This window comes from Verrucomicrobiia bacterium (assembly GCA_036405135.1).
In the GTDB taxonomy this organism is placed as follows: domain Bacteria; phylum Verrucomicrobiota; class Verrucomicrobiia; order Limisphaerales; family JAEYXS01; genus JAEYXS01.
In genome coordinates, this window is the sequence record DASWYF010000047.1 from 111,256 (window position 1) to 135,445 (window position 24,190).

Genomic DNA, 24,190 nt, shown 5'->3' on the forward strand with positions numbered 1-24,190 from the left:
TAGCGTTTGCTTTACAAGACGGGTCTGTGAAATTCTTACACCGACGACACAAGGAAAAAGGCGCTTCTCAATGAGCCGTCTCCCAGATAGGTGAGGGATGAGCGCGCCATATATCCATACAGTCATTTGTCATTCTTCAATATGCCTTGTTCCAACCACTCATACTTTCCCTCCGTCACCCCCTGCGCCAACTTGTGATTTCCCCGGTCCGCATTCTCATGCAACGCCGTGAACAATCTCGCGATCCGCAGCCGCGCATTCCGGCAGAAGCAATCCGCCAGCTCCAACACTTCCTCGCGATGCTCCGTTTCCCACACGCTTTGTGCACGCGATAACGTCGCCGTCATCGCAAAGAGTTCCGTGCCGATATCCACGAACCGGCCCAGCAACACTTGTTGCTTCTCCAGCTTTGGACCGAACCGCACCATCGCGTGGAAGAGCGCCCGTCCCAGCTTGCGCCCTGTGCGCCGCACATAACTCAGGTGCGCATCTAGCGGTGACAACAGCTTCGGGGTGTTGCCATTACCCAATGGCAGCCATTGCTTCGGATACCACTTCGCGTAGAAGACTCCCGCCTTCATCGCCGCTTTTACGCGTTCCTTCATTGAGAGACGCGTGTTCAACACCGCTCCACCCGCACGCAGATGCGGATCCAGCGCCTCACGCGCGATGAAGAGCCGCATGATCTCGCTGGAACCTTCAAAGATCGTATTGATCCGGCTGTCCCGTAGCATGCGCTCTACCGCGACCGGTTTTTCTCCACGCGCTTGCAGGGATGCCGCTGTCTCAAAGCCGCGTCCGCCGCGGATCTGCATGGTATCATTCACCATCTCCCACGCGCGCTCAGTCCCCCAGAGCTTGCACATCGCCGCTTCCACGCGGATGTCCGCATGCTTGTCCTTATCCACCTTGCTCGCGGTCATCAATGTCATCGCTTCCATGGCGAATACATCCGCCGCCATACGTGCGATCTTGTCCGCAATGGCTGCATGCTTGCCGATGGGCGCGCCCCATTGCTCGCGTTCCTTCGCCCATTCGCGCGAGATTTGCAGACACCGTTTCGCCAAACCCGTGCAAGCCGCAGGCAATGTCAGGCGTCCTGTGTTCAAAGTGGAAAGCGCCACTTTCAAACCCTTGCCCTCCCCGAGCAAAATGTTTTCCCGTGGCACCTTCACATTCGTGAAGCGGATGACGCCATTATATAGCGCCCGCAACCCCATGAAGTGACAGCGCCGCACCACTTCGATGCCCACCGAACGCATGTCTACGATGAAGGCCGTGACCTGATCGCGCCCTTTACCATCGGCCGCTGGCGTCTTCGCCATCACCACGATCAATCCCGCTTTCGTTCCGTTCGTGCACCAAAGTTTTTCGCCGTTGATAACAAAATAACGACCATCCTCCGTCGGTTCCGCGCGGGTTTGCATCCGCGCCGGATCGGAGCCAACACCTGTTTCCGTCAGCGCAAAAGCCGAGATTTCCCCTTTCGCGATACGCGGCAGAAACCGTTTCTTTTGCTCTTCCGTGCCGAAAAGAATGAGCGGTTGCGGCACGCCGATAGATTGATGCGCCGATATGAGTGCCGTGAGGTTCCCGCAATAACTGCCCAACATCTCCGCTGCACGACAGTAATTTGTTTGCGACAAACCCAAACCGCCGTAGCGATGTGATATCTTGATGCCGAATGCTCCCATTTCTTTAAGCCCAAGGATGACGTGCTGTGGAATCTCACCCGTGCGATCAATCTCATCCGGGTTCACGTAGTGGCGCAAAAAATCACCCAGATGCAGCAAGAAGGCATCGCCTTGGTCTCGATCTTCATGGGTTTGCTCGGGGAACGGAAACGCTTCATCGAACTTCGTCTCGCCCATGAACAGCCCGCTCGCATAGGTCGCACGATTGCGCTCTGGTTCACGCGCTGCCTCCGTCATCTCCAAGGCCGCACGTTGTCCATCCGACATCTTCGAGGTATCGATCAACGGCGTGTTTTCTGACGTTTTCGTCTCAGGCTCGTGAGTCTCCAGGGTTTTCATACGATTACTCCTTTCTGGGGATAGAACGTTTCATTGCGCAAAGCTTTGCGTTGTAGCAACGAGCAAGGCGTAAAATAAGGATCACCCATGTCCGCCTCGTGCTGCATCTCCTTCACCACGCGTGCGAGGCCGAGCGAATCCGCATAGCGCAAGGGCCCGCCCCGGAATGGTGCGAAGCCCGTGCCCATGACCATCGCGAAGTCCACATCCTCCGGCGCAGTCACAACCTCTTCTTCCAAGCACCGTGCTGCTTCATTGACCATCAGCAACACCATGCGCCGTTGCAGATCAGCACGGGACAGTTTATCCGCCCAGCTTGGTTGCTGATACATCCTTACCGCCTCGTTCGGCAGCGGTTTCTTCTGCTCATGCCGGTAGAAGCCTTGACCGCTCTTCTTCCCCAACAAGCCCGCACCTAACATGCTTTTCAGCACCGCAGGTGTGTTCATCCGGTCATTGAAATGCAGCGTCAGCGTCTCGGCTACATGATGTGCGACGTCCAGTCCCACTTCATCTACCAGCCGCAATGGCCCCATCGGCATCCCGAACTCCAACATCGCCGCATCAATATCTTCAATTCGCGCCCCTGCAGTGAACAACGTGGCTGCTTCCATCAGATATGGCATCAAAATGCGGTTCACGAGGAAGCCCGGACTGTCGCTTACCACCACAGGCAGCTTGCCGATCTGCTGTACAAATCGCACCGCCCGTTCCAGCACCATCGGGTCTGTGTGATGACCGACCACCACTTCCACCAGCTGCATGCGATGCACGGGATTGAAGAAATGGATGCCTACCACACGATCCGGTGAAGGTGTGGAGTCGGCGATCTCCGAGACGGAAAGTGCCGACGTGTTCGTCGCCAGAATCGTTTCCGGCCCTGTTTGCGCCGCGAGCTTGCGGAACAATTCCTTTTTCAGATCCATCTTCTCCACTGCTGCTTCGATGACGATGTCCATGTTCCGCAAGGAGACATCACCTGTGCCGGGATAGATGCGGTCATAGCCTGCACGCGCTTCGGTGCGCGTGAGAATGTGCCGCTTCACAGCCTCATCATAATTTTTATGGATCGCCGTCATGCCCCTCGCCACCGCATCCGGATTGATATCACGCATCAACACCGGCAGCTTGCGAGAACTGAGCCAGTGCGCGATGCCTGCCCCCATCACACCCGCACCAATGACCGCAGGTCGCTTGATCAGCGGCAGATTATCGAAAGACTTCGCAACTTTCCTCCCCGCCACCGGCCGCAGGCTGAAGCCCGTTTCCGCTTGGATTTTCTTCGCCCGCTCTTGCAGGAAGAAAAGCCGCATCAAGTTCCGCGAAGCTTCTGTACCTGCCAGCGCGAGAATCGCATCACGTTCACGCTTCAATGACTCTTCCTCTTTCGCACCTACACCAAGACAGGTCACTTCCAACGCCTTGAGCGCTGCCGGATAGTGGCCATACGTCTCCTTCATCACCTTCGTGCGCACATAAGGCAAGGTTAACCGCGCCACGGGCGAATTATTTGTAAGCAATACGTTCAGCTTGCGAGAAGCCGGACGTTTACCCTTCCGTAACCATTGCCGCGCCAGATCGAGCAACCGTTCCTTTGGTGCCGTGGCATCCACCAGCCCGACCTTCTGTGCCTTACGAGCCGGAAGCATTTTCCCTTTCAGGATGAGATCCAACGCCGTAGGTAAACCGACAAGTTTCGGCAAGCGCGTGCAGCCACCCCATGCCGGTAGTATCCCAAGCTGTGTTTCGGGAAAGCCCAGCTTCGTCACCTTGTCCGGTGAGGCGATGCGGTAATCGCAAGCCAGTGCCAGCTCCATGCCACCACCGACACAGGCACCGTGGATAGCTGCCACGGTCGGCACTTTCAGTGCGGCCAGATGAGTGAAGACGCGCTGCCCGAGTTCGATGAACTCCGCCAGACCGGGTGACGGCTCGGCTGACGATTCCAGCGAAGCGGACAGCGCGTGTAAATCTGCGCCCGCGATAAAAATAGATTCCTTGGCACTGCGCAGCACGAGCCCCTTCACACGAGCATCACTTCCGATGATGCCGATGTGCTCATCCAATTCTCTCAGCACCGATTCATTGAAGACATTGGCGGAGGTGCCCGGACAATCGAACGTGAGCACGCACGTGCCATCCGCCAGCACTTCATGTTGCACCGCACCGCCTGCCGGTGATGTCACTTCAATGGGCGTAATGTCACCTTTCCCTGCCTGGGTGACCAACCGCTCCGTGATGGGTTTCGTGATCTTCATATGCTCCTTTCCAGCCAAAGTGCGCCACCTTGGCCGCCGCCCACACAGAGCGAAACCAAAGCCCGCTTCTCCCGGCGTCGTTCGAGTTCCTTCAATGCCGTCAAAATCAACCGCGCCCCAGTAGCTCCCACCGGATGCCCCAGGGCGATCGAACCACCATTCACATTCAACCTGTCGACTGGCACCTCGCCCAACGGCAACCGACGACCCAATACTTTGCGTGAAAACTTCTCCGAAGCCGCTGCGCGCAATACCGCGAGCACTTGCGCGGCGAACGCTTCATTGATCTCCACCAGATCGGCATCGCCCAATTCCAAACCCGTGATCTCTTCCAACCGATCCATCGCGAAGAGCGGCCCCAAGCCCATGCGTTCCGGATTGCAGCCGCTGTAGGCATAGCCTTTCAGATAACCGAGCGGCTTGTAGTTCAGCTCCTCCGCCATCTCCTCGCTCATCACCAGCAAGGCCACCGCACCATCCGTGACTTGGGAGGAATTACCCGCTGTGACTGTGCCCGTGCCGCGCTCAAAGATCGGCCGCAACTTTGCGAGCACTTCCGGCGTTTGATCGTTGCGCGGCCCGTTGTCCTTCACCACCGGTTCTTTGCCCGGCAGATAGGTCGGCGTGATTTCTTCGGCGAGACGGGTAGTCGCATCCAATGCCTTACGATGCGATTCCATCGCGAAGGCATCTTGCTCTTCGCGTGTGATACCTAGTTCCCGCGCCAGCACTTCCGCCGTTTGCCCCATGTTCAATCCACAAGTCGGATCAGTCAGCCCCAGTAACAATCCCACACGCGGACTGAAATCTTTGGGGCGAAAACCGGCTATGGCTTGCAACTTCTGCGGCAACGTCTTCGCCTTGTTCAACTTCGTGAACTTCTCCGCTGCACTATGCGGATACATCAGCGGCACTTGGGACATGCTCTCCGCGCCACCCACAATGAATACCTCGCCGCGACCAGCCATCATGTGTTCATACGCCTGTGTCACCGCTTCCATGCCAGAGGCACAGTTGCGATGCACCGTCAGTGCCGGAACGCTTTCGGGAATTCCAGCGCGCAAGGCGATGACCCGCGCCACATTCGCCGCATCCGCCGGTTGCGCAACACAACCGAAGATCACTTCATCCACCAGCACCGGATCCAAGCCCGTGCGTGTGAGCAAGGCGTTCACTGCCACGCGCCCCAATTCATCCGCACCCAATTCCGCGAAGTCTGTTCCCGCCTTGATGAAAGGTGTGCGGACACCATCCACGATCACAAGTGATTGTGTTTTCACGATGCCACCTCCATCTCAGAGTGTTTCCCATTTGAAGATACGCTGTTGGCTTTCGTCCCGTTCCCTTTCGGGCGATGATCCACAACTTTTTGCTCCTTGAGCTGTGTGCCGACACCTTGCAGCTCACGCATCGTCGCTGCGTCATGGAACTCGACGCGATTGGGACGAAACTCTGTGTGAGCGGCGAAACGATGATTGAGACTGCGCGTCACTTGATCTTGCGTGGCATCGCTCAAGGCGTTCACGTGCAGGATCACTTCATCTAGGTCCAGCGGATCATCGTGTTGCTTGCGCAGTTCGAGCTGCCAGGCACCGATGCCAGGCGCGTCATCCAGCACGTGCTCCAGTTCGTTGAAGTCGATGAGCGTGCCTTTCAGTTTGTCCAAATGCATCTCACGGATCTCCGATGTGCGGGAGATGCGACCGACGAGCCGCGGCACTTTCCGTTCGCAATACGGACACTCCTCATACGTCAGCCCGCCATCGATGCAATCGCCCGTGCGATACCGCAGCACCACGCTGCCGCGCGAATCCAAGGGCGTGTAAACGATTTCGCCCGGATGCCCATCCGGCACCACTTCACCGCTCACCGGATCGATGATCTCGATGATTCCCGTGTCTGGATACAGATGAAAACCCGTAGGCGTTTCATCCACTGAGCAAGGGCACTCTGCCCACGCACACTTGGCTTCCGTGAAACCGTAGGTGCTAATGACATCGATATCCTTCGCCCCCATCTCTTCCGCGAAGTGCGCGAGCTTACGGCGCATTCCATCTGGCACTTTCTCGCCGCCTAAGACGATGCGTTTCAAGTTCGGGCAAGTCACACCCTCCTGCACCGCCTCTTGAAGGACGTGATAGATAAAGGTCGGCATGCCGATGAGCACATCCGGCTGGATCTTCCGCAGCATTCGCAGATTACCCTCCGTGCCCATCACCTTGCCACCGCCCGTGCTGAGCATGAATACGCCGAACTCCGTGGCTCCGTAATGCGTCTGCCAGAAGGCCAGATGCGGCGCATACGGAAAGAAGTTCAACAGGCGATAATCACTGTGCGCTTCACATACCTTGAAGAGCCGCAGTCCCGTGCTGCGGAGTAAATCCATATCATGCCCGCTGTAAACAAACGGCACTGGATCGGCGGAACGACCCGTCGTGCTAGTCATGAATGTCGGGCGGAATTCATGTTGCAGTTCACGCTTTACCGCATCGCTACCGTGCATCAACGCACGGAAGATGGTGCTGGGACGTTTCGATAATTCCTTCGGATTAGGTGCGAGGATGAAATCGCGGGACTTAGTCGGCGCTTCCGGCGTGGCGAGCAGGTCCACCTTGCTGGTAAAAGGCAACAGCCGCAAATCATCCACCGTTTGGATATCATCCGCGCTTAAGCCGCGTTCGTGAAAGAGCTCGCGATAATGTTTGGAGAAAGGCAGCACGTTGTCCTTCAGCCACGAGTGCAATTGCTCGCCTTGCAGGCGGCGGATTGTATCCTTAGGCAGCGACTGCCATCCGGTTTTGAGCTGGGTCAGCGCATTCATGGGGTTCCTTTCCTAGTTTGCGAAGCTCGTCGAGCTGCTCCTGAGCGGCCTGGCGACCAAGCGCGATGTACTTGCCGGGATTGCTGAACTCGTGCCACTTGCCGTCGCACGAGAGCGGACGTAACACCACGTCCGCATTACGGCAGGCTTCCTCGGCCACGCGTATCTGCGCGCCGTGAACGCTGCGCATGAGGTTGTCGAGGATGTTGCCGTTCGCAAAAAAATTGAAATGCTGGTTGATGAGCTGCATCAGCGAGAAGCGTTTCGGCTCCGCTGCCGACTTCTCGCGCTCCAGATCACGCACACAACGCAAGTAAGCGGGCGTGGGAATCGTGTTCACTGCGATGATCCGTTCCACGCCCATCTCCCGCAGCACATCGACAGGTAATGGATCAGAGATGCCACCATCCACGAACATCTCCTGGCCAATCTCAACCGGCACGCAAACACCGGGAATGGCACTGCTCGCATGAACTGCGCTGGAGACTTGCCCACTGGCGAAGACTGCCCGTTCCAACGTGTCATAGTTTGTCGCGACGATACGCAAAGGCCGCACCATGTCCGAGAAGTGCGACTGACCGATGGTGCGCTCCAACCGTTGCTTGACCGCACCGCCAAAGATAAAGCCCCGCCGCGGTGGCATGGAGGGATCCAACAACTTAAAGAATCCCCAGCGCCCCTTTACTTCATCCGCCAAGTCTTCCAACAGATGCCCGTCATGCCCATGCGCCCAGAGGGATGCGATGTAAGCGCCCATGCTGCAACCGGCCACCACATCCACCTCGATACCGGCTTCTTCCAAAACTTGGATGACTCCGATATGCGACAGCCCTTTCGCTCCACCGGAAGAAAGTGCAAGGCCAATGCGTGTCCCGGCGATTTCCCGAGCTATGCCACGAAGCTGTATCTCGCGTGCTTTCCCACAATCCCGCAGCACTTGCAGACTGCCGACGCCTTCACTCGTCATGCGACCGTAGAGCGCAGGCGGATCGATCTCTTCTGTGCGATAAAACAATTCGGTGAAACCATGAGCACTCTCGCCTTCTTCCAGGTAAAGGAGCGGTTTGAGATGCGGTTTGCGCCCCGTATTCAACTTCTCCATCTCCGCGGTGATGAGATGATAGTTGTAAACCTGGTTCGGCGATTGACGCAGAATGACAAATGCCTTGTCCACCAAGCCTAACACCCGGCAAAGCACATCTGCTTTCAACTCGGCCGCCGCCAACACGATCACATGCGCATAATGTTCTCGCGCATGACGGAGCAGTTCATCGAGCGCCTTTATTTCACCCGCTTCATCACCCAGTTTTGCGCTTAACCAATCGGTATCGCCATGAGTTTGATCGATGGCCGGTGTGAGAATAAATTCACCATTCAGGTGCGGCGGGGATTTCAGCCAGTCTGTCAGAGCAAAAGCTGCATCGTGATTGACCAGGGAAACAATCAAAGGCCGACGGTTTGTCTCTTTTCCAAGCAAGGTGCCTATCTTGGTGATGGTATCGATGGCAGGAAGATTTGCGGTCAATGGTGCGAACACCACTACTGGCGAAGGTCCGATGGGCGGAGGGGACGGAAGGAGGAGATGCCCAAGGCGTAAGGAGAGGGGCCTGGCCTCTCTCGACGCAATGAAGCTATGTGCTGTTTTGAGCATTTCCGTCACCGCCATTGACGGTGAACGGAAAGGACGTTTTAGCGCGGACTCAGACGCTAGACTTTGGGCGTCCCCGGCTCACCATCGCCGGCTCTGTTAAGGGTTATCAGTGTAACTCTTGAGTCCATTTGTTGTGCTTAATTATCTGACGTTAACGTAAGCCTCCTTGTTCAAAGGTCAACCGGGACCATGCATTTTTCGGCCATTTTATGGCAAAAATAAATCGCCTCCTGCCGATGACAGACAGGAGGCGATGTGCGAGGTTTATCGGTTAGAGGACTCCAATCCTCTATTATTCGGCGACGATCTTCACAGTGTGCGTGACGGGCACAAAGGACTTCTTGATGGCTTCCGCGAGCGGCGTGCGTTGCGCTTCTGTCTTCGTTACCACAGCTTCCATATCGGCCTTGGCTTCAGGACTGCGGAAATCTTTCTTGATCTGCTGAGTCTCGAAAGTTTGCTTCGCCAGCACGGCATCATCCACTTTCTTGAATGCGTCACTGAACGGATTAGTGACGAAGTCTGCGGCGAGGTTCACGCCTTTGGTGAGTTCTTCCTTCGTGTAGGTGTGCGTCTCGGTGCCCCAAGTGACTTTGTAATTCTTTTTCGTAGCACCTTTCACGACGAGCATCAGGCGGTTCAGGTCTTGATTGAACGGCACCACGCTCATGCCACCACGGATGCTGCTGTCCAGATTCTCCGGCCCGCTTGCGCAGAAGGGATAGCGGCTGCTCTTGAAGGTGAACTCTTCGCCCGTACCGGCTAATGCTTCGTGGCCCATGGAGGCAGTCCCTTTCTTTTTCTTCAAATCCACAGTGAGTGTGCCGATATCGCCATCAAGGCCCATGGATTTGAGGAATGCATACGCCATCACCACCTGCCCGGCCCAACCCGGATGCACGCCGTCTTTGCCTGAGACCATGAAATCCGGTCCAAATTTCTTCTGCGCGAAATAGCCGCCCGTATACATCGGCCAGAAGATGTCCGCAAACCCCACGCCTTCCTGCTTCGCCATCTCGATGCCGCTGTTGCGAAGGTTGAGGAGGTTCAAATTCAAATCCTCCACCGTGCCGCTCGCACTCTTAACCCAATGAGGCATCTTACCCACGGTCCCCGGTGAACCATGGATCATGCGCACGTTGTTCGCCTTGAACGAACGAATGATGGCGAGGGAGTTCGCGCGATAGTCCGCACCGATCTCATCCGTGTAAGGCACATAACGATGATCGTTCATACCGTAACAGGTCGTAGCAAAAGTAGGTCCGAAGCGCAGGCAGTCATTCGTGAGGCGTTTGATGAAGCCGGAGGCGCGTTCACCGCTCCAGCCGTATTGGCGCACCGTGATGCCGAGGTCCGGCGTGCAGACGGTAAGATACGTCTCCATGATGCGCGAATACATCTTTTGCTCCGTGATGGAGTCGCCGATGATCGCGAGCTTGTCGCCCTGCTTCAGTTGCAACTTGGCGGGAGCTTCAGGCGCTTGGAGGGGCTTGAATTTCTCGAATTCAGGTGCGGATGGCTTGACCTCGTAGGTCTGGGCAAAGCTTAAAGAAGCAAAGGAAAGCGCAAGGGCGCAGACCAGCTGGCGAGCGGAAAGAAAGCGTGTGTTCACCCGGCCATCATCGGCAAGTGGCCTCAAGAGAGTCAAGCCAGCCTTGCACAAGGATTAGCGTACGGCTGATGTGTTCGGAGATTCTTTCCGATACAGAATGTAAGAGTAAACCGAAGTGATCGATGCCATCCCCAGCACAATGGGCAAAACCACGTAAAAAGCATACTTCTCAAAAGGCACGACCAATAGCATCACCAACATGATAAACCCTGACGCGACCATCACGGGCCCACCCAAGCGATGAGTCTTGGCCCACACTTCAGGAGAAGCGAGCGTCCAAGGTGTGCGAATGCCCACAAAGCGGTTGGGTTTCAGCTTCGTCATAAAGTTTCCCAGCACGATGAACAGCATCCCCAGACCGATGTAAATGTAATGGGCGAAAGCAGTGCCATTGCGAAACCAGCCAAACGCCACCGCCAGGATCAGCAACGAGAAGCAGGAGAAGAAGCTCGTCAATGCCAGCCGGATAGTGCGGATGGTTTGACGCGAACTAGCTTGGGCTTCCGTGCTTTGCTGCTTTAGTTTTGGGTCGATGAAGGGCACGACTGCCATGAGCAAGGCAACGGCGGCATTGGTGATCGGCAGCAACAATATGCCGAATGTCTTGCCGGAGTAGGCGTCTATCTGGCCGGCCGCATTCCAGTGAGAGGGCACTTTCTCTGGCAGCTTATCCCACAGCAGGGCGGCGGCGCAAAATGGCACGGCGAGGATGAACAGTTGCAGCCACTCTTTTTTTAGCAAATTCATGAGGCGTCTCCTTCTTTGCAGGTTTGGACAGGTCCATCAACCAGGCCAGGCACTCATCCAACACCGTCGTGTTCAACGAATAGGTGATGAACTGCCCTTGCCGCTCCGCGAGAATCAGGTCCGCCTGCTTCAGCAGATCGAGATGGTGCGAGATGCTGGGCTTGCTGATCTGGAACTGGTCGGCAATGTCACCCGCCGTCATGGGCTTGCGCCGCAAGAGTTCGAGGATCTTGCGGCGGGTCGGGTCGTTCAACGCCTTGAAAAGGCTGTCCATAGCGATTCGATATTTAGACAAATATCTAAATATTAATGGATGCACAACAGTTTATTATTGTGAGGCGCGGCGGAGTAGGGACGGCTTTGCCGTCTTTGATCAGATTTCTCCTGGTTTTAGCGTGGGGTGCTTATTATGGCCATTATGACGCGCGTAGTAGGCTGAGCGGCAAACAGCATAGTACAGCCCCAACATCGCCAGAAAAGGAAACTGCGTGGTAAACAATTCTCTGACCTTTTCCCTGCCCAAAATCCATATGCTGCCCGCAGCAGCGACTCTTTCTGTGTATGAATCAACCTCTTCAAACTCTTTTATCCATGCCTCGACCTCCGATTCATTCTTCTGAGGAAGTTCAGCCAGAATAGATTCGATCCTCGCCATCATCGGCTGGGACATCGATTCGATATAAAGGCAGTAGGCATAATCTTTTGGATAAAGCTGACGGCATTTGATTCTTTTCTGCCGTCTTCTGCTCCAAATGATCGCTGCGATTACGGCGATAAATACCGTCACCAAAATACTCTGAATGATGCCAAAGGCCATCCCGAACACAATCAGCAGCAAACCCCAATACAATGAAGCTTTCATGACCAAATGCTTTCTCTCAACTACGTAACAGTCTCGGTATCGTCTATCCAAAACAAAGCCCCGCAGCCACATGGCTGCAGGGCTTGCTAAACGTCCTGCAAGTCCGGTTACTTGATCGCCGCCAGTTCTGCGGCGAGCAGTTCCTTCGTCTTCGCCTTCGCATCGGCCAGGCTGATCTCGCCCTTGTCGATCTTCGCGATGAAGGATTTCTGCGCGAGGTAGTCTTTGTTCGCCACGCCTGCCTTGCTCTGCAGCATGCGCCACGCTTTGCGACGTTCCACGCCGAAGAGCACCATCTGGCGCGAGACGGCTACATATTTAATCTTACCCTTCGCCTCGTTCTTGATGTAGCAATCGAAGTTCGGGACGTAGCTGCGGTGCGCGGGATTGAACACGCGGCGATGGATCACGTCATCCTGCGTGATGAGCGCGAGCATGTCATCGAAGTGGATCATCTTCTGCGCTTCTTCTTCCGTGATGTTTTTCACGTGCTTGCGGAAGCGTCCTTCCGTCAGCGCCCAGTGGGCCACGGTGTAATTGTATTCCTCGCCGTTCGTCGCGAACTTCGTGCGCCACCAGTCACGGTCCGGCGTCGGATTGCCTTTGATGTCCAGCGCTTCCTGCGTCGTTTCACCACGGCGCGGGTTGAACACGAACTCGGGCATGCCGCGCGCATCGCGCACCATCTTCGCCTGATCGGCAGACATGTTATCACCCACGCCGTGTTCCGGCTGGCAGGTGGTGTAAGCCTGATAGAAGGCCGTTCCACGATACTCAAGACCATCGAGCATCGCCTTGTACATCTTCGCCGCATTCGCCATGGAGACTTGCGCAACGAATGGTGACCCGTGACCGCTCGTGAACGCCTCGGCGACGTTCTTCTTCTCAATCAGCTTGCCTTGCGAGGCCACACCGAACTGGTTCATGTCATAACCGCCGAGCATCGTGGATGAGTCGGAATTCTGACCGCCGGTGTTCGAATACACCTGCGTGTCCAGCATCAGCATCTTCACGTTCGGACGGTTTTGCAGGATAACCTTCGAGACGTTCTGGAAGCCGATGTCGCCCGTGGCCCCATCGCCACCCACGACCCAGACTTTCGGCAACTCGCGGATCTCCTGCTCCGTCATCAGCGTGTCGTCCAGGTGCGTGAGAGTGAAATACTCCGCCTCGCTCGTGACCGTTTCCTTATCCAGCAACGCATCCACCATGCGCTCTGGCGAAACGGAACGGCGCGCGTGATTCACGATGACGGATTCCGCCATGAGCCACGAGATCGTCGAGCCGTCCTGGAACAGCGAGTTCATCCACGGATACGGATGCGGATTGGACGGTGGCGTGGAGCCATACACCGTGTTACAACCCGTGCTCGCACCCATCATCATCACGGACATGCCATTCGCCTTGCGACCATCCACCGATTGCAGGTCCTTGTGATTGAACGCGTCTTGTTTCAAGACCGCGACCAATCCGCCCACGATCTGATCATCCGTGATCTCGCCGTGTTTCGCCTCGTAATCTACGATGCGCTTGGCCGTGTCCTTGTCGTTCTCGCCACCGAGACCCATAATCACGTGCGCCACACTCTTGCGGAACAGTTGGTATTGCGCGAGATCACGCGCCTTGAGCGCCGCCAGCTTGGATGCACCTTCGTGTTCCAACCGCGCCGCTTTCGCCTTCAGACGCTCCGCTTTCTTGTGATAGATCGGGCGCATGTGCGCTTCCGTCACAGACGCGATCGCGCGCAGCACGCTCTTCTCACCGCAACCGGCGCACGCACCGTCACCGGACACGAGCGCCTCGTAATTGCGACGCACCATCAAGTGATTACGCAAGGCCGCTTCACGCGAGCCCGCAGCATCTTGATCATTGTAAAGACCGAGGAACTTCTGCGGCGTATCCGGCAACAGGCGCGAGAAGATCTGCGCCGTCGTCAGCTTGGCGTTCAGATCTTCCGTCTCCGTCGTCATGCGCAAGGCATCGTGATCACCGCACACCTGCACGCATTCGCCGCAACCTTTGCAAAGATCGCTCACGTAGATGGAGAACAAGCCACCGCCACCGGGCGTCTTCTGCTCAAGCGAACGGAAGATCGCGGGCACATTCGAGTACGCCAGCGGCAACTGGTCGATGATGCCCGTGAACTGCAAGCGGGCCGCTTCGCTCACTTGCGCCAACTGGTTCACTTCATCGCGGATGATGTCCTTGAACGGCACCGATTCGCGTTTCGTCACGGCATCCTTCATGCGCACGCGCGCACGCTCTTCCACGCCCTTCAATTCGTTCAGCAGCTTCTTGCGCTCCGTTGTGTCTGCGACGTAATTGATCGCCGCTGTTTGCAGCACGGTCGCGATGTCCTGCGCCATGTTCGGCAAGGCCGTGTCCGGGCACGCCGTGATGCACTCCATGCATTGCGTGCAGTTCTCCGCGATGTAAACCGGCGTCTCACGCCGCGCTACATACTTGGACTGCGTAGCACCCGTGCCTGCGCCCATCACACCGACTGAGGCCAGCGCACCTGCAGGCTGGTGATAGCCCATGCCGCAACGGAACTCACTGTCGAACTTCGCCAGCGTCTGCACCGGCACACGCGATTGCCCGCTCGGCAGCGAGAACGCTTGCAAACCATTGCCACCTTTCACACCCGCTGTTGGATTGATTTGATGCTCGCCCAACGGCTTCAACGGCGCATTGCGCATGCTGGAGCGGTCGGCATCTTCGATCTCGCCATACTTGATCTCCTGCACCTGCGTGAAGCCCTGCGTCATCACCTCCATGTTGGAGGCGACGACTGCATCACCGAAGCGGCCGAACTTCTTCTCATACTGTTTCCGTACCACCGTGCTGAATTGTTCTTCAGTGATGTTGAAGGTGGTGAGGAACGGCGACACGCGGAAGAACGCGCCGAGGAAGGAATTGCCCTGCATACGCAATTGCAACTCTGGCTGGTTCGTCGCATTCCGCGCAATCGCGAAGCCCGGCAGAATGAACACGCGGATATTATTATCCTTAACAAATTTCCGGTGATGCGCCGGGATACGTTGCCAGGCGGTCTCGACGGTGTCGCTCGATTCCCACACGAGACAGCCGCCTTTTTTCAGGCCTTCCAGCGGATTCGTGTGCGTGAATGCTTTCGGATCGCAGCATAGCACCACGTCCACATGGTTCAGCTCGCAGTTCACGCGCACGCGCTCCGGCGCGACTACGAGATAATAATTCGTCGGCGCACCCTTCTTTTCGGAACCATACTTCGGGTTCGCCATGATGTTCAGCTTGTCCTTGAGAATGCCTTCCTCGTCATAGACGGGATCGCGCTCCGAGACGTATTTGCCGAAGTCACCGATGATCGAACCAAGGTTCTTGCCCGTGGTGATCATGCCCCATCCGCCGATCGAATGAAACCGCACCGCGATGGATTTGTCCGGCAACAGCGAAGGCGTGTCCTTACTGATGACTGCATACGGATGATCCACACCGAGAACGAAGAACGTCTCGCCATCCGCAGAACTCTTGCCGTCCTTGCGTTTCGTCTGGCCCGTCGCGAATTCATACGCGCCCAAGGTGTGTTCCGGGCGAAAATCCCGTGAACCGATGCCGTAAGAACCGCGGAACAGGCGCGGCGTTTCCTCCGGCGTGAGCGCAGGTAATGCGCCCCCGAACTTGCCCACTTCATGCGCCTTGCCGAAGGCCACACGGATATCGCGTGCCAGCGGATTATCACCGGCGAGGCTTTCGTCCGTGCGCTCGATGATGATCACGTTCTTCTTGCCGCGCAGCGCATTGATGACCGCTGCTTCCGGGAAAGGCCGGATCACATTGATATGAATGCTGCCGACCTTCGCACTGCGTTGATTGCGCAGGTAATCGCAGGCTTCCTCGATATTCTCCGCCGCGCAACCGAGCGAAACGAACACCGTGTCCGCATCCTCCGTCTTGTATTCCGTGATGAGCCCGTAGTGACGGCCCGTCAGGCGACCGAACTCCGCGTAGCATTGTTCGAGGAAGCCGAGGATGTACTCGTTGAAATTATTCCGACGCGCCACCACACCGTTCATGTGATGCTCCTGATTCTGCACCGGTCCAAGGAGGATCGGGTTCTTCAGGTCGATCATGATCGGCACACGACGACGCTTCTCACCGAAGAGCTCGCGTTGCGCGGGCGTTGGACACTCGATCTGGTCATCTGGTGCGCCGAGATATTCGCGGAGGAGTTCCGCTTCCGGCGCGAGATACGTGCGCTCCGAGTGAGTGGAGAGCATGCCGTCTTGGATGTTCATGCCAGGATTCAGCGATAGCTCGTTCGCCTTACGCAGAATGATGCCTTGATCGGCAGCCTGTTGCGCGTCCTTCGCCATCAACATTGTCCAACCCGTATCCAGCGCGGCGTAAAAATCATCATGCCCGCAATGCACGTTCAGCGCGTGCTTAGTCAGCGCGCGCGCGCCGACTTCCAGCACCATCGTGGAGAGCTTGCCCGGCGCATGATAATATTGCTCCATGGCATACACGATGCCTTGGCCGGAAGTGAAATTCACCGTGCGCTTGCCCTGCACCGCATAAGACGTCGCACCACCTTGCGCAGCGTGTTCGCCTTCCGTCTCCACCGCGATCTTCTGCTGGCCCCAAACGTTCAGTTCACCCTGTGCAAAAGATTGCTGATAGATCTCGCCACCTTCCGTGGAGGGCGTGATGGGATAGAACACGCCGCCTTCCGTGATACGCGTCTCCACCCACTGCGTAACGAGCTGGTTGCCATTACACGTCACCCGGATGCCGGGATACTTGGGTTTGTTACGGGAACTGACAGCCGGGTTGGTAGGTACCGGTTTTGCTGCGGTTACAGGGTTGTCTGTGGCCATAAAGCAATGCCTTTCGGTAGCACGTTCATCGCCCGACCCATAAACGACGGTCCCCCGCCAGGCATGGCCGGAAGTGAAGGTGTCCCTAACGTTATGACGTACCGCTGAAAGACACAAAGGAAAAGAATGCGGGAGTGGAATTTTTCGAGCCATCCTATCCCCTTCATTTTCCCATTTCTCGGTGTTCGATGTTTCCCCAATACCCTCCGCCCTGTCTTTTTCCTCTACCATGGGCACGAACATGGCAGTTTTTTTGTGCAGGCGTTATCACTCCGCTCGCTATAACTCACTCCAGCTACACAAAATTTCAGAAAAACACCCTAAGTGTCTGATTTGAACTCGAAAAAAAATCGCCAGCTTGCAGAAAAGTTTGACACTCCGAAAAACTAGGTTTTATAAATCCAGCCATTACCAAGAGGGATAAAACAAACTTAACAAGTCTTTAATAAAATGCGCACCTTCACCCGAAATATCTGTCTTCAAGCCATCTTTACCCTCTGCGCGGTCATGCCTTTGCAGGCGGCTGAAGCACCCGTGAATCTCCAAACGGAACTCGTCAAGATCTCTGCGCAGCCGAATGCCACGGAAAGACTGGCAGCCTATGACGCCCTGGCGGCGAAAGCGGCCAAGCTATCCCAAGAGAAGAAAAAGCAGGAAATCACCGGCAAAACCGTCACCAAGCACGGCAACTGGACTTTGTATGCCTCCATCTCTCCCATCGACGACAAACAGATCTATACAGCCGTTGTAGAAGCGGATCAGACCGTGCGTGTGGGCTTCCGGGATATACGCCCACGCCTGGTCATCGCGTTGAAGGACGGAAAACGCCTGTCGGCCTATGTGGATTATGACTACTATCTGGGTTATGAGACCATTGACGTCACGGTGAGATATGGCACGGAAAAAGCCAAAACGGAAAGATGGTCCCTTTCGGACGACCACCAGGCTGCATATCCCGCCATGGGATCGAACACCTTCCTTACCAAGCTGAAAAAGACCGACAAAATGCTGGTCCGGCTCGCTCCGGAGAGCGAAAACTCGATCATCGTCACGTTTACCTTGGAAGGCGTCAACGAATTCGCCGACACGATCCTGACAGAGTGGAAGAAATGGTAGTGCGTGATTCCTCAAAAGATTGTGCCTCCTGCACTATGCCCAGCGATAAACCCGCTGGGCTCTTTTTTTGCCCTCCAGGCTTGAGAATCAGACTGTCTTTTGACCGCCAGGCCCGAAAGGATTGTCCATACATCCGCCTGCATCTCTACCCCTTGCAATTCCCAGCCCGATACCTCACTTTGAACTGACAAGAAGGAACGCCATGCCCAAGTGTCTCCAATGCCAGAGTGAACGCACCGTCCAAGGTGAGATCATGAACAATCAAGGCCGTCCTATAGCAACCTTTCGGCCAAGCAGTTCGAAGCTGTTCTCCTTTACCCTGAGTCACGGCCCTGAGTTGATCAGCAATGCGTGTTTGGATTGCGGTCTTGTCTGGAACACCGTCTCCACTACGGAACTCTCAGCCTTCGTGAAAAAACATTGCGATCCCTGACTAGGACACCAGCGAGCCATGCAGAAAATCAAAAAACACCGTGTCTTTATTCTGGCTGCGATATTTGCCGTCTATCTTGCTGGATACGGTGTTTACCGCTGTTACGGCCCGGTCGACCTGCACTGGCCTCGCGGTGACCATCTCGGACCTGATGACGACTATCCCTCTTTGCTGATCAGCTTGGAATCCCCCACCCGGACATTGCTTTACCGGATTTACAAACCGTGTGTCGCGTTGGAAGACAGCTATTACTACCTCCGTTACCATGGGAGGGAATAAGCAGTGTGAAGCCGTGTCATTCCATAAAGGCAGCATTGATTCTTGTGGTCGCTTTATTGATGACCTCGTCCGGGTCTTTGTGCGCGCAAAACCCATCCGCACTCCTTCCCCTTACCAACACGGTCGCAGCCTATAAACGTCTGCAACCTGTTTTCAAATCGACTCAGACCGAGAAATCACGGGGAGATGCGCTGTTGGCCATATTGGCAGGAGAAAAATCCTTGGAACCATGGATGAACAATCGCATGCTGGACGGCACGGGCTACTTCGCACCTGCCCCCGCACGGTTATGGCTAGAGCTGACACTGACTGATGGGACGACAATGAAGCTAGGCTTAACCCACAACGGCGGACTGCTATATCTCCCAAGTGGCCTCTATAATATCACAGGCAAAGCTTTAAATCAGACGGTGCAGTGGATGAAGGAGATGGAAGCGGACCTTCAAACAGAGATCGTGAACACGCCGAAACCGTTCACATATAAAATGGGGACTTTGAACAATGACAGCACTTTACCCAAGCTCGCCCGGTTGATTTATGGCGATGACACCAAATGGAATCACATCTACGAGGCCAACCGGAAAACGATAAAACATCCCCACGAAATCACCGGGAAGGAAACGCTCATCATCCCAAAGCTGAAATAAACCCATCAATTATCCGTATTCCTCGCGCATCACGAAGTGATGCCAGAAAGTAGCCGGAGGTCGAGCGACCATCGAGAGCGATACCTCCGGTAAGTTGCCCGCAAACACATCACCCAGAAGGGGTGGCAGAAGATGCCGCACGATAACATTAAAATTCAGTATGCAATCCGTGACGGACGTTTGGTTGAGGTAAAAGACGTCGAACGAGGCTTGGACTGTAATTGTGTCTGTGCTGGTTGCGGAGGAAGTTTGATTGCCCGCAAAGGCGAGCACCGAATTCATCATTTTTCTCACGCCAATATTGGCACACCATGCAGCGAAGAATCCGTTCTCCACATTCTCTCCAAGCGAATCCTGAGAGAAAGAATAGAACGTTCGTTGCTTGCACACACGGCGTTAGAGATAGAATGGAATTGTTCGATTTGTGAAGGTAAACACAAGGTCGATCTGCTCAAGAAGGCAATAGCGATCAAGGAGGAATACTGTCACGGCAGTATCAGGGCGGATTTGATGTTGTTCAACCGGAAGGGCCTACCCTACATCGCGATAGAAATGGTCGTAACTCACAGCCCAGAGCCTGAAACTATAGAATTCTATCGGAATAGCAAAATCGTCTTGGCAGAATTTGATATCTCTTCAAGCAGTGATTTGGAACTCCTTGAAAAAGCTGCGATTCTTCAAGCTGCCCAACTTAACTACTGTTTGGCTGTTAAATGCTCATGCGGGGGATTGATGGATGCGCGAAGCGTTTACGTCGTGGACCGCAACTGCTCTCGGTGTAAAAGAATTATGAAGGCAGCTTATGGGCTTTTCCAATGGGGACTAGCCGGACCCGAAGAGTTTCGCTCTGCAGAAATACAATTTGCTCAAGAAAAAGGTGTCAAAATTGAACGGCGGTTTAGTAAAACTGCAAGTGATTACTATATGGTCAACGTGTGTCCGCGTTGCGATGCTTTCTGGGGTAGGCATTTTCTGTCCGATGTTTGGAACAATTTCGTCACAGATCCTTCAACGGTAGTCTTGTTACAATGCAGAAAATGTAGTCGCACTGAAAAATGTCTCAAAGACAGCTAATCGTCGTAAATAACAGTCGTTCAATGCAATTTCGAACATGGTGGCGCGAATATGAGCGCACTGGCAAGCTCGGTATCATCCAGCTAGGAATGACGCGGGAAGACTTGCACGCATTGTTCGGCGAACCGGGATGACACTGCGCAGGGCTTTCGCAAACGTCCTTTGAGCGGTATCTGGAAATACGGCGAGATCGAATTTCACTTCGGTTTCGAAAGGGAGCTTTTCTTAGTATATACCGAAGCTTCAGATGGAAAGCCGCGCACCATTATCAAGCAAGGACCAGATTTGCCAACTGACGATCTACTAGAATAGAGTTGCATCGTCATGGAAATCAGCACGCAAAACTTAATACGCACTGACCTTCATCTGATTGAAGCTGAAGACGGCCCTTCCTTCCATGACCGTAAGCCGGATGTGGCTCTGTCAGGTTCAGTCACGCTGGATGCACAGCAATCGCAGGAGCTGTTGAAGCGTACTCGGGTTCTTCGTTACAGCAACCAGATGCGCTGCCATATCCCTGCGTATGCTGCAGAATGCCATTATGCGAGCGGCGCTTCTGTGAGACTTTCCATCTGCTTCAAGTGTAACAATATCTTAGTCTCCACCCATGAACTTCATGGCACAATCGAGTTCGATGCCAAGGCTCAGTCAGGTCAGAATCTGCTCAAGTTCTTGAACCGTGCGTTAGGCGTGATCAAGGAGACAGAACAACCTTGAACACACAAATTTCAGTCCTCAGAAACACTCTTATGTCCAGTCTCCGCTTGAATACATTACTCTCGGCTATCTTTCTCTTGGCTGCAGCTCTCCCGATATTCGCCCAAGACATCGGCGAGACCCGCATCGCGAAGTGGAAAGATGACCGCACCGCCACGTTTCTCCTGATGTTCGATGACAGTTGGCCCAGCCACGTGCAGGTGGCTGCGCCGGAGTTGGTGAAGCGCGGCATGATCGCCACGTTTTACATCTGCCCCGGCAAAGGTGAGCACCTCAAGTTCTCGGCGGATTGGGATAACAAGCTGTGGAAGCAAGGAATGGTCTATGGCAATCACACCATGACGCATAAGGGCGTGAAAGATTACACGAACGCTATCACGGAGATCGGCAATTGCGCGCAATACATCCGCAAGGTCACCGGGGCCAAGGAGACCAAGCTCATCTCCTACGGCCAACCCGGCGTGGGTCCGAAGGATTGGAACATCACGGCGGCGCAACTGAACGATTTGCTCAAACAGAATAACATGATCGACCGGCCGCCTTTCGCAAATCACGGAGCGGTCTATCACTGGAAGACGAAGGAAGAGATGCTCGCGCTGGCAGATAAGGCCATCACGAACAAGGGCATGGAATACCTCGTCATCCACGGCGTGGAACGCCTCAAGCCGGACTGGGGCTATCAGGACTTCTGGGCCTTGAAGCAGGACATCTTCCTCCCTTTGCTCGACGCGCTAAAGGAGCGTCAGGATAAAAACCAGCTCTGGATCACCGACCACATTTCCGCGCATCAATACGAGACTGAGCGCAACTCTGCCGAGGTGAGAGTCGTGGAAAAGAAAGGCGACGCAATCCGACTGGAGCTGAAGTCCAAAGCGGACCCGATCTTTTACGATCATCCGCTCACGCTCATCACGCAGGTGCCTGCGGATTGGAAGCAAGCCAGTGTCACCCAAGGCACCCAGAAAACTTCGGTAAAGGTGGAGAATGGCAGCATCCGTTATGATGCGTTGCCGGGAAGCGTTCCGATCGTGCTGGAGAAAGCGAATTGATGCCTTTACGGCATTCGAATAACCGCCCGTTCTCCTGCGTCGAATTCCGTTGAAAGGCCGGTTATGAAAACGTTTTGCCTGTTGGCTGTCGTCGTGGTGGGACTCTGCGGTTGCAGCACGAAACACGCGGCGGTCATCTCTCGTAATGAGGCACTTACATTGGCGGATGTGGACTACGCGCCGAATCGCCCCAGCGGTGCCGTGCGTCTCCAACTCCCTTCCGGCAGCACGGGCACAGGACACGCAGATTACTACACGCTCTTCGCCCAGTATCATCGCGGGAAGAGCATCGTTTACGGGCTGGGCATCGCCACCTCTCCACGCGCAGTAGATGCCGGTTCCTCGGTGATCGTGAATGGCTTGGGTGCGCTCACGATGAACGCCTACGCACGTCCCCCGGCTTCGCTCGATAAGAAGATGAATTACACGGAGGTCTTCTTCGATAAAGACTTCGTGGAACAATCGGCCACCACTGGTCGGTTCTTCACCCTGACGAGCGAGCGCGGCACACATGAGTTCCAAGTACCGGACTGGATGTTCGCCGCGCTGATCGAATCGCTCGAACGCCGCCTGCCTGAGATGCGCACGAAGTCGTTCAACGTGATGGAGGCGATGAACCGTCAGCAGCTCCAGCGTAATCATGTGAACAGCGCGACTGATATGCCCGACGATATGCGCGAGGCGATATTGGATGGCTTTGTGATGGTGGGCATGACGTATGCCGATGTGCGCGCGAGCTGGGGCGATCCCGAGATGGTGAGCGCAGAGGCCAGTGGCTCCGAGGTGTGGCGTTATCCCGGCGGACGTGTGATGCTGGAGAATGGTGTGGTGACAACGTTGCAGGCGGATGAGCCGAGGTAATGCGCTGCCGGATTCCAGCCGGCAGTAGGAGCGGTAGAATAGCATCACGGCAATCATCAAATCACTGATGACACACTTCGCCCGCTGATGGATTGCTACGTCGTCGCCCGCAGAACTGCCGGCTGGAATCCGGCAGCACATGGACACATGCTTCGTCGGCCCATCCATCGGATTCATCCGATCTTCCACTTTTCACGCATCAGGCGTGAGCTTCGGCCATCTCTCTTCTAAAATCCTGCATTTCCGGCCATTTATGCCCATTTTTTACTGGTGGCATACGCGATGCTTTCATTGACTTAAGGTGACTTACTCGCTCTGGCAGCGGTGCCAGAGTCCCGCCACCGAAACTTCGGGAAACTCCGTGAGGTCTATTATGAAAGCACAGACGTACTCTATTCATCGGGCGGCCTTCACGCTCATCGAGCTGCTGGTCGTCATCGCCATCATCAGCATTCTGGCGGGGCTGTTATTGCCCGCGCTGGCGAATGCCAAGCGGCAGGCGCAGAAGACGCAATGCATCAACAATCAGAAGCAGATGGGTATCGCCATCAAGGTCTTCGCGAATGATCACGAGCAGAATTATCCCTACAAGGTGCAGGGCAGCTCGCTCAAGACGAACAACAATTGGATGGATACCTGGCAACACTTCCAGAAATTCTCCGGTGAACTTGGTTCGACGAAATTGCTGTTGTGTCCAGGCGACGCCATCCGCAAAGCAAATGAGGCTCTGGACTTCACCGACGTTGTCGGACGCGGCTTGCAAGAGCCGGGCAAGCAGAATGCGGCGGTGAGTTATTTCATCGGCTTGGAAGCGGATGAGACGAAGCCGTCCACGATCCTCTTCGGCGATCGCCACATCGGGCCGAGTGATACGGCACTGCATTATCGCTATGCCACGAACATCACGGCCACGAGCACGAATGCGGTGGTGTGGTCCAAGTTGGTGAACCAGCACGTGACGCCGATGCACGGCAGCGTGGGTGTGTTTCTCCTCAGCGATGGCAGCATGGCCTCCGGCGGCAATGAGAAGCTGCAAGAGCAAGTGCGCCTGAGCGAACAAAGCAACGGCGCGAAGGCGAATCAATTCGTCCTGCCGCAAGTGGATGCGGAAGGGAAACCACAATAATTCAGCAGGACGCCAAGGTAAATGAATGAATGGGGGCAAGCCCTC

General features: G+C 55.3%; 19 protein-coding genes. 9 read left to right on the forward strand and 10 right to left on the reverse strand.

The window, feature by feature from the left end:
* Positions 1-122: 122 nt before the first annotated feature.
* The 10 genes from VGH19_21490 to VGH19_21535 all read right to left on the reverse strand — a co-directional run bounded on the left by VGH19_21490 (position 123) and on the right by VGH19_21535 (position 16,843).
* On the reverse strand, positions 123-2,033 hold the full coding sequence (locus tag VGH19_21490) for an acyl-CoA dehydrogenase family protein (GenBank protein ID HEY1173953.1): 1,911 nt from the start codon (positions 2,031-2,033) through the stop codon (positions 123-125).
* The gene (locus VGH19_21495) at positions 2,030-4,291 is read right to left on the reverse strand and encodes a 3-hydroxyacyl-CoA dehydrogenase NAD-binding domain-containing protein (GenBank protein HEY1173954.1); all 2,262 of its coding nucleotides are present in this window, start codon (positions 4,289-4,291) and stop codon (positions 2,030-2,032) included. The genes VGH19_21490 and VGH19_21495 overlap by 4 nt, the downstream gene beginning before the upstream one ends.
* Positions 4,288-5,571 (reverse strand): thiolase family protein, encoded by a 1,284-nt coding sequence (locus VGH19_21500; protein ID HEY1173955.1) that lies wholly within the window; start codon positions 5,569-5,571, stop codon positions 4,288-4,290. The genes VGH19_21495 and VGH19_21500 overlap by 4 nt, the downstream gene beginning before the upstream one ends.
* Positions 5,568-7,112 (reverse strand): AMP-binding protein, encoded by a 1,545-nt coding sequence (locus VGH19_21505; protein ID HEY1173956.1) that lies wholly within the window; start codon positions 7,110-7,112, stop codon positions 5,568-5,570. The genes VGH19_21500 and VGH19_21505 overlap by 4 nt, the downstream gene beginning before the upstream one ends.
* On the reverse strand, positions 7,066-8,649 hold the full coding sequence (locus VGH19_21510; GenBank protein ID HEY1173957.1) for a patatin-like phospholipase family protein: 1,584 nt from the start codon (positions 8,647-8,649) through the stop codon (positions 7,066-7,068). Before VGH19_21510 ends, VGH19_21505 begins: the two co-directional genes overlap by 47 nt.
* 406 nt (positions 8,650-9,055) lie before the next feature.
* Positions 9,056-10,402: an SGNH/GDSL hydrolase family protein gene (locus VGH19_21515; GenBank protein HEY1173958.1), complete on the reverse strand. Its 1,347-nt coding sequence runs from the start codon at positions 10,400-10,402 to the stop codon at positions 9,056-9,058.
* A gap of 27 nt (positions 10,403-10,429) precedes the next feature.
* Positions 10,430-11,122, reverse strand: a complete 693-nt coding sequence (locus VGH19_21520; protein HEY1173959.1) for an SdpI family protein — start codon at positions 11,120-11,122, stop codon at positions 10,430-10,432.
* The gene (locus VGH19_21525) at positions 11,043-11,396 is read right to left on the reverse strand and encodes an autorepressor SdpR family transcription factor (protein ID HEY1173960.1); all 354 of its coding nucleotides are present in this window, start codon (positions 11,394-11,396) and stop codon (positions 11,043-11,045) included. Before VGH19_21525 ends, VGH19_21520 begins: the two co-directional genes overlap by 80 nt.
* A 99-nt stretch (positions 11,397-11,495) precedes the next feature.
* Positions 11,496-11,984, reverse strand: coding sequence for a hypothetical protein (locus tag VGH19_21530; GenBank protein ID HEY1173961.1), 489 nt, complete (start codon positions 11,982-11,984; stop codon positions 11,496-11,498).
* A gap of 107 nt (positions 11,985-12,091) precedes the next feature.
* Positions 12,092-16,843, reverse strand: a complete 4,752-nt coding sequence (locus VGH19_21535; protein ID HEY1173962.1) for a 2-oxoacid:acceptor oxidoreductase family protein — start codon at positions 16,841-16,843, stop codon at positions 12,092-12,094.
* A gap of 450 nt (positions 16,844-17,293) precedes the next feature.
* On the opposite strand from VGH19_21535, the gene VGH19_21540 reads away from it, so the two are divergent.
* The 9 genes from VGH19_21540 (at position 17,294) to VGH19_21580 (ending at position 24,145) form a co-directional block, all read left to right on the forward strand.
* Positions 17,294-17,959 carry a hypothetical protein gene (locus VGH19_21540; GenBank protein ID HEY1173963.1) on the forward strand — a complete coding sequence of 222 codons (666 nt, stop codon included), beginning with the start codon at positions 17,294-17,296 and terminating at the stop codon, positions 17,957-17,959.
* A 202-nt stretch (positions 17,960-18,161) separates the two neighbouring features.
* A complete protein-coding gene (locus VGH19_21545; protein ID HEY1173964.1) occupies positions 18,162-18,392 on the forward strand; it encodes a hypothetical protein in 231 nt (76 codons plus the stop codon).
* Positions 18,393-18,410: 18 nt separating this feature from the next.
* The gene (locus tag VGH19_21550) at positions 18,411-18,671 is read left to right on the forward strand and encodes a hypothetical protein (protein ID HEY1173965.1); all 261 of its coding nucleotides are present in this window, start codon (positions 18,411-18,413) and stop codon (positions 18,669-18,671) included.
* 5 nt (positions 18,672-18,676) lie between these two features.
* Complete coding sequence (locus tag VGH19_21555; GenBank protein ID HEY1173966.1) at positions 18,677-19,318, forward strand: hypothetical protein; 642 nt, start codon at positions 18,677-18,679, stop codon at positions 19,316-19,318.
* A gap of 132 nt (positions 19,319-19,450) precedes the next feature.
* Positions 19,451-20,392: a hypothetical protein gene (locus VGH19_21560; GenBank protein HEY1173967.1), complete on the forward strand. Its 942-nt coding sequence runs from the start codon at positions 19,451-19,453 to the stop codon at positions 20,390-20,392.
* Positions 20,393-20,716: 324 nt separating this feature from the next.
* Positions 20,717-21,109, forward strand: coding sequence for a hypothetical protein (locus VGH19_21565; protein HEY1173968.1), 393 nt, complete (start codon positions 20,717-20,719; stop codon positions 21,107-21,109).
* Positions 21,110-21,141: 32 nt separating this feature from the next.
* Positions 21,142-22,158 (forward strand): polysaccharide deacetylase family protein, encoded by a 1,017-nt coding sequence (locus tag VGH19_21570; GenBank protein ID HEY1173969.1) that lies wholly within the window; start codon positions 21,142-21,144, stop codon positions 22,156-22,158.
* A 63-nt stretch (positions 22,159-22,221) separates the two neighbouring features.
* Positions 22,222-23,019, forward strand: coding sequence for a hypothetical protein (locus tag VGH19_21575; GenBank protein ID HEY1173970.1), 798 nt, complete (start codon positions 22,222-22,224; stop codon positions 23,017-23,019).
* 373 nt (positions 23,020-23,392) lie between these two features.
* Positions 23,393-24,145, forward strand: a complete 753-nt coding sequence (locus VGH19_21580) for a prepilin-type N-terminal cleavage/methylation domain-containing protein (protein HEY1173971.1) — start codon at positions 23,393-23,395, stop codon at positions 24,143-24,145.
* Positions 24,146-24,190 lie beyond the last annotated feature (45 nt).

Excerpts from the sequence above, each read along its gene's own strand:
- VGH19_21525 (HEY1173960.1), bottom strand. The coding sequence starts at position 11,396 with ATGGACAGCCTTTTCAAGGCGTTGAACGACCCGACCCGCCGCAAGATC.
- VGH19_21560 (HEY1173967.1), top strand. The coding sequence starts at position 19,451 with ATGCCGCACGATAACATTAAAATTCAGTATGCAATCCGTGACGGACGT.
- VGH19_21505 (HEY1173956.1), bottom strand. The coding sequence starts at position 7,112 with ATGAATGCGCTGACCCAGCTCAAAACCGGATGGCAGTCGCTGCCTAAG.
- VGH19_21545 (HEY1173964.1), top strand. The coding sequence starts at position 18,162 with ATGCCCAAGTGTCTCCAATGCCAGAGTGAACGCACCGTCCAAGGTGAG.
- VGH19_21570 (HEY1173969.1), top strand. The coding sequence starts at position 21,142 with ATGTCCAGTCTCCGCTTGAATACATTACTCTCGGCTATCTTTCTCTTG.
- VGH19_21490 (HEY1173953.1), bottom strand. The coding sequence starts at position 2,033 with ATGAAAACCCTGGAGACTCACGAGCCTGAGACGAAAACGTCAGAAAAC.
- VGH19_21580 (HEY1173971.1), top strand. The coding sequence starts at position 23,393 with ATGAAAGCACAGACGTACTCTATTCATCGGGCGGCCTTCACGCTCATC.
- VGH19_21575 (HEY1173970.1), top strand. The coding sequence starts at position 22,222 with ATGAAAACGTTTTGCCTGTTGGCTGTCGTCGTGGTGGGACTCTGCGGT.
- VGH19_21540 (HEY1173963.1), top strand. The coding sequence starts at position 17,294 with ATGCGCACCTTCACCCGAAATATCTGTCTTCAAGCCATCTTTACCCTC.
- VGH19_21550 (HEY1173965.1), top strand. The coding sequence starts at position 18,411 with ATGCAGAAAATCAAAAAACACCGTGTCTTTATTCTGGCTGCGATATTT.
- VGH19_21535 (HEY1173962.1), bottom strand. The coding sequence starts at position 16,843 with ATGGCCACAGACAACCCTGTAACCGCAGCAAAACCGGTACCTACCAAC.
- VGH19_21530 (HEY1173961.1), bottom strand. The coding sequence starts at position 11,984 with ATGAAAGCTTCATTGTATTGGGGTTTGCTGCTGATTGTGTTCGGGATG.
- VGH19_21495 (HEY1173954.1), bottom strand. The coding sequence starts at position 4,291 with ATGAAGATCACGAAACCCATCACGGAGCGGTTGGTCACCCAGGCAGGG.
- VGH19_21565 (HEY1173968.1), top strand. The coding sequence starts at position 20,717 with ATGGAAATCAGCACGCAAAACTTAATACGCACTGACCTTCATCTGATT.
- VGH19_21520 (HEY1173959.1), bottom strand. The coding sequence starts at position 11,122 with ATGAATTTGCTAAAAAAAGAGTGGCTGCAACTGTTCATCCTCGCCGTG.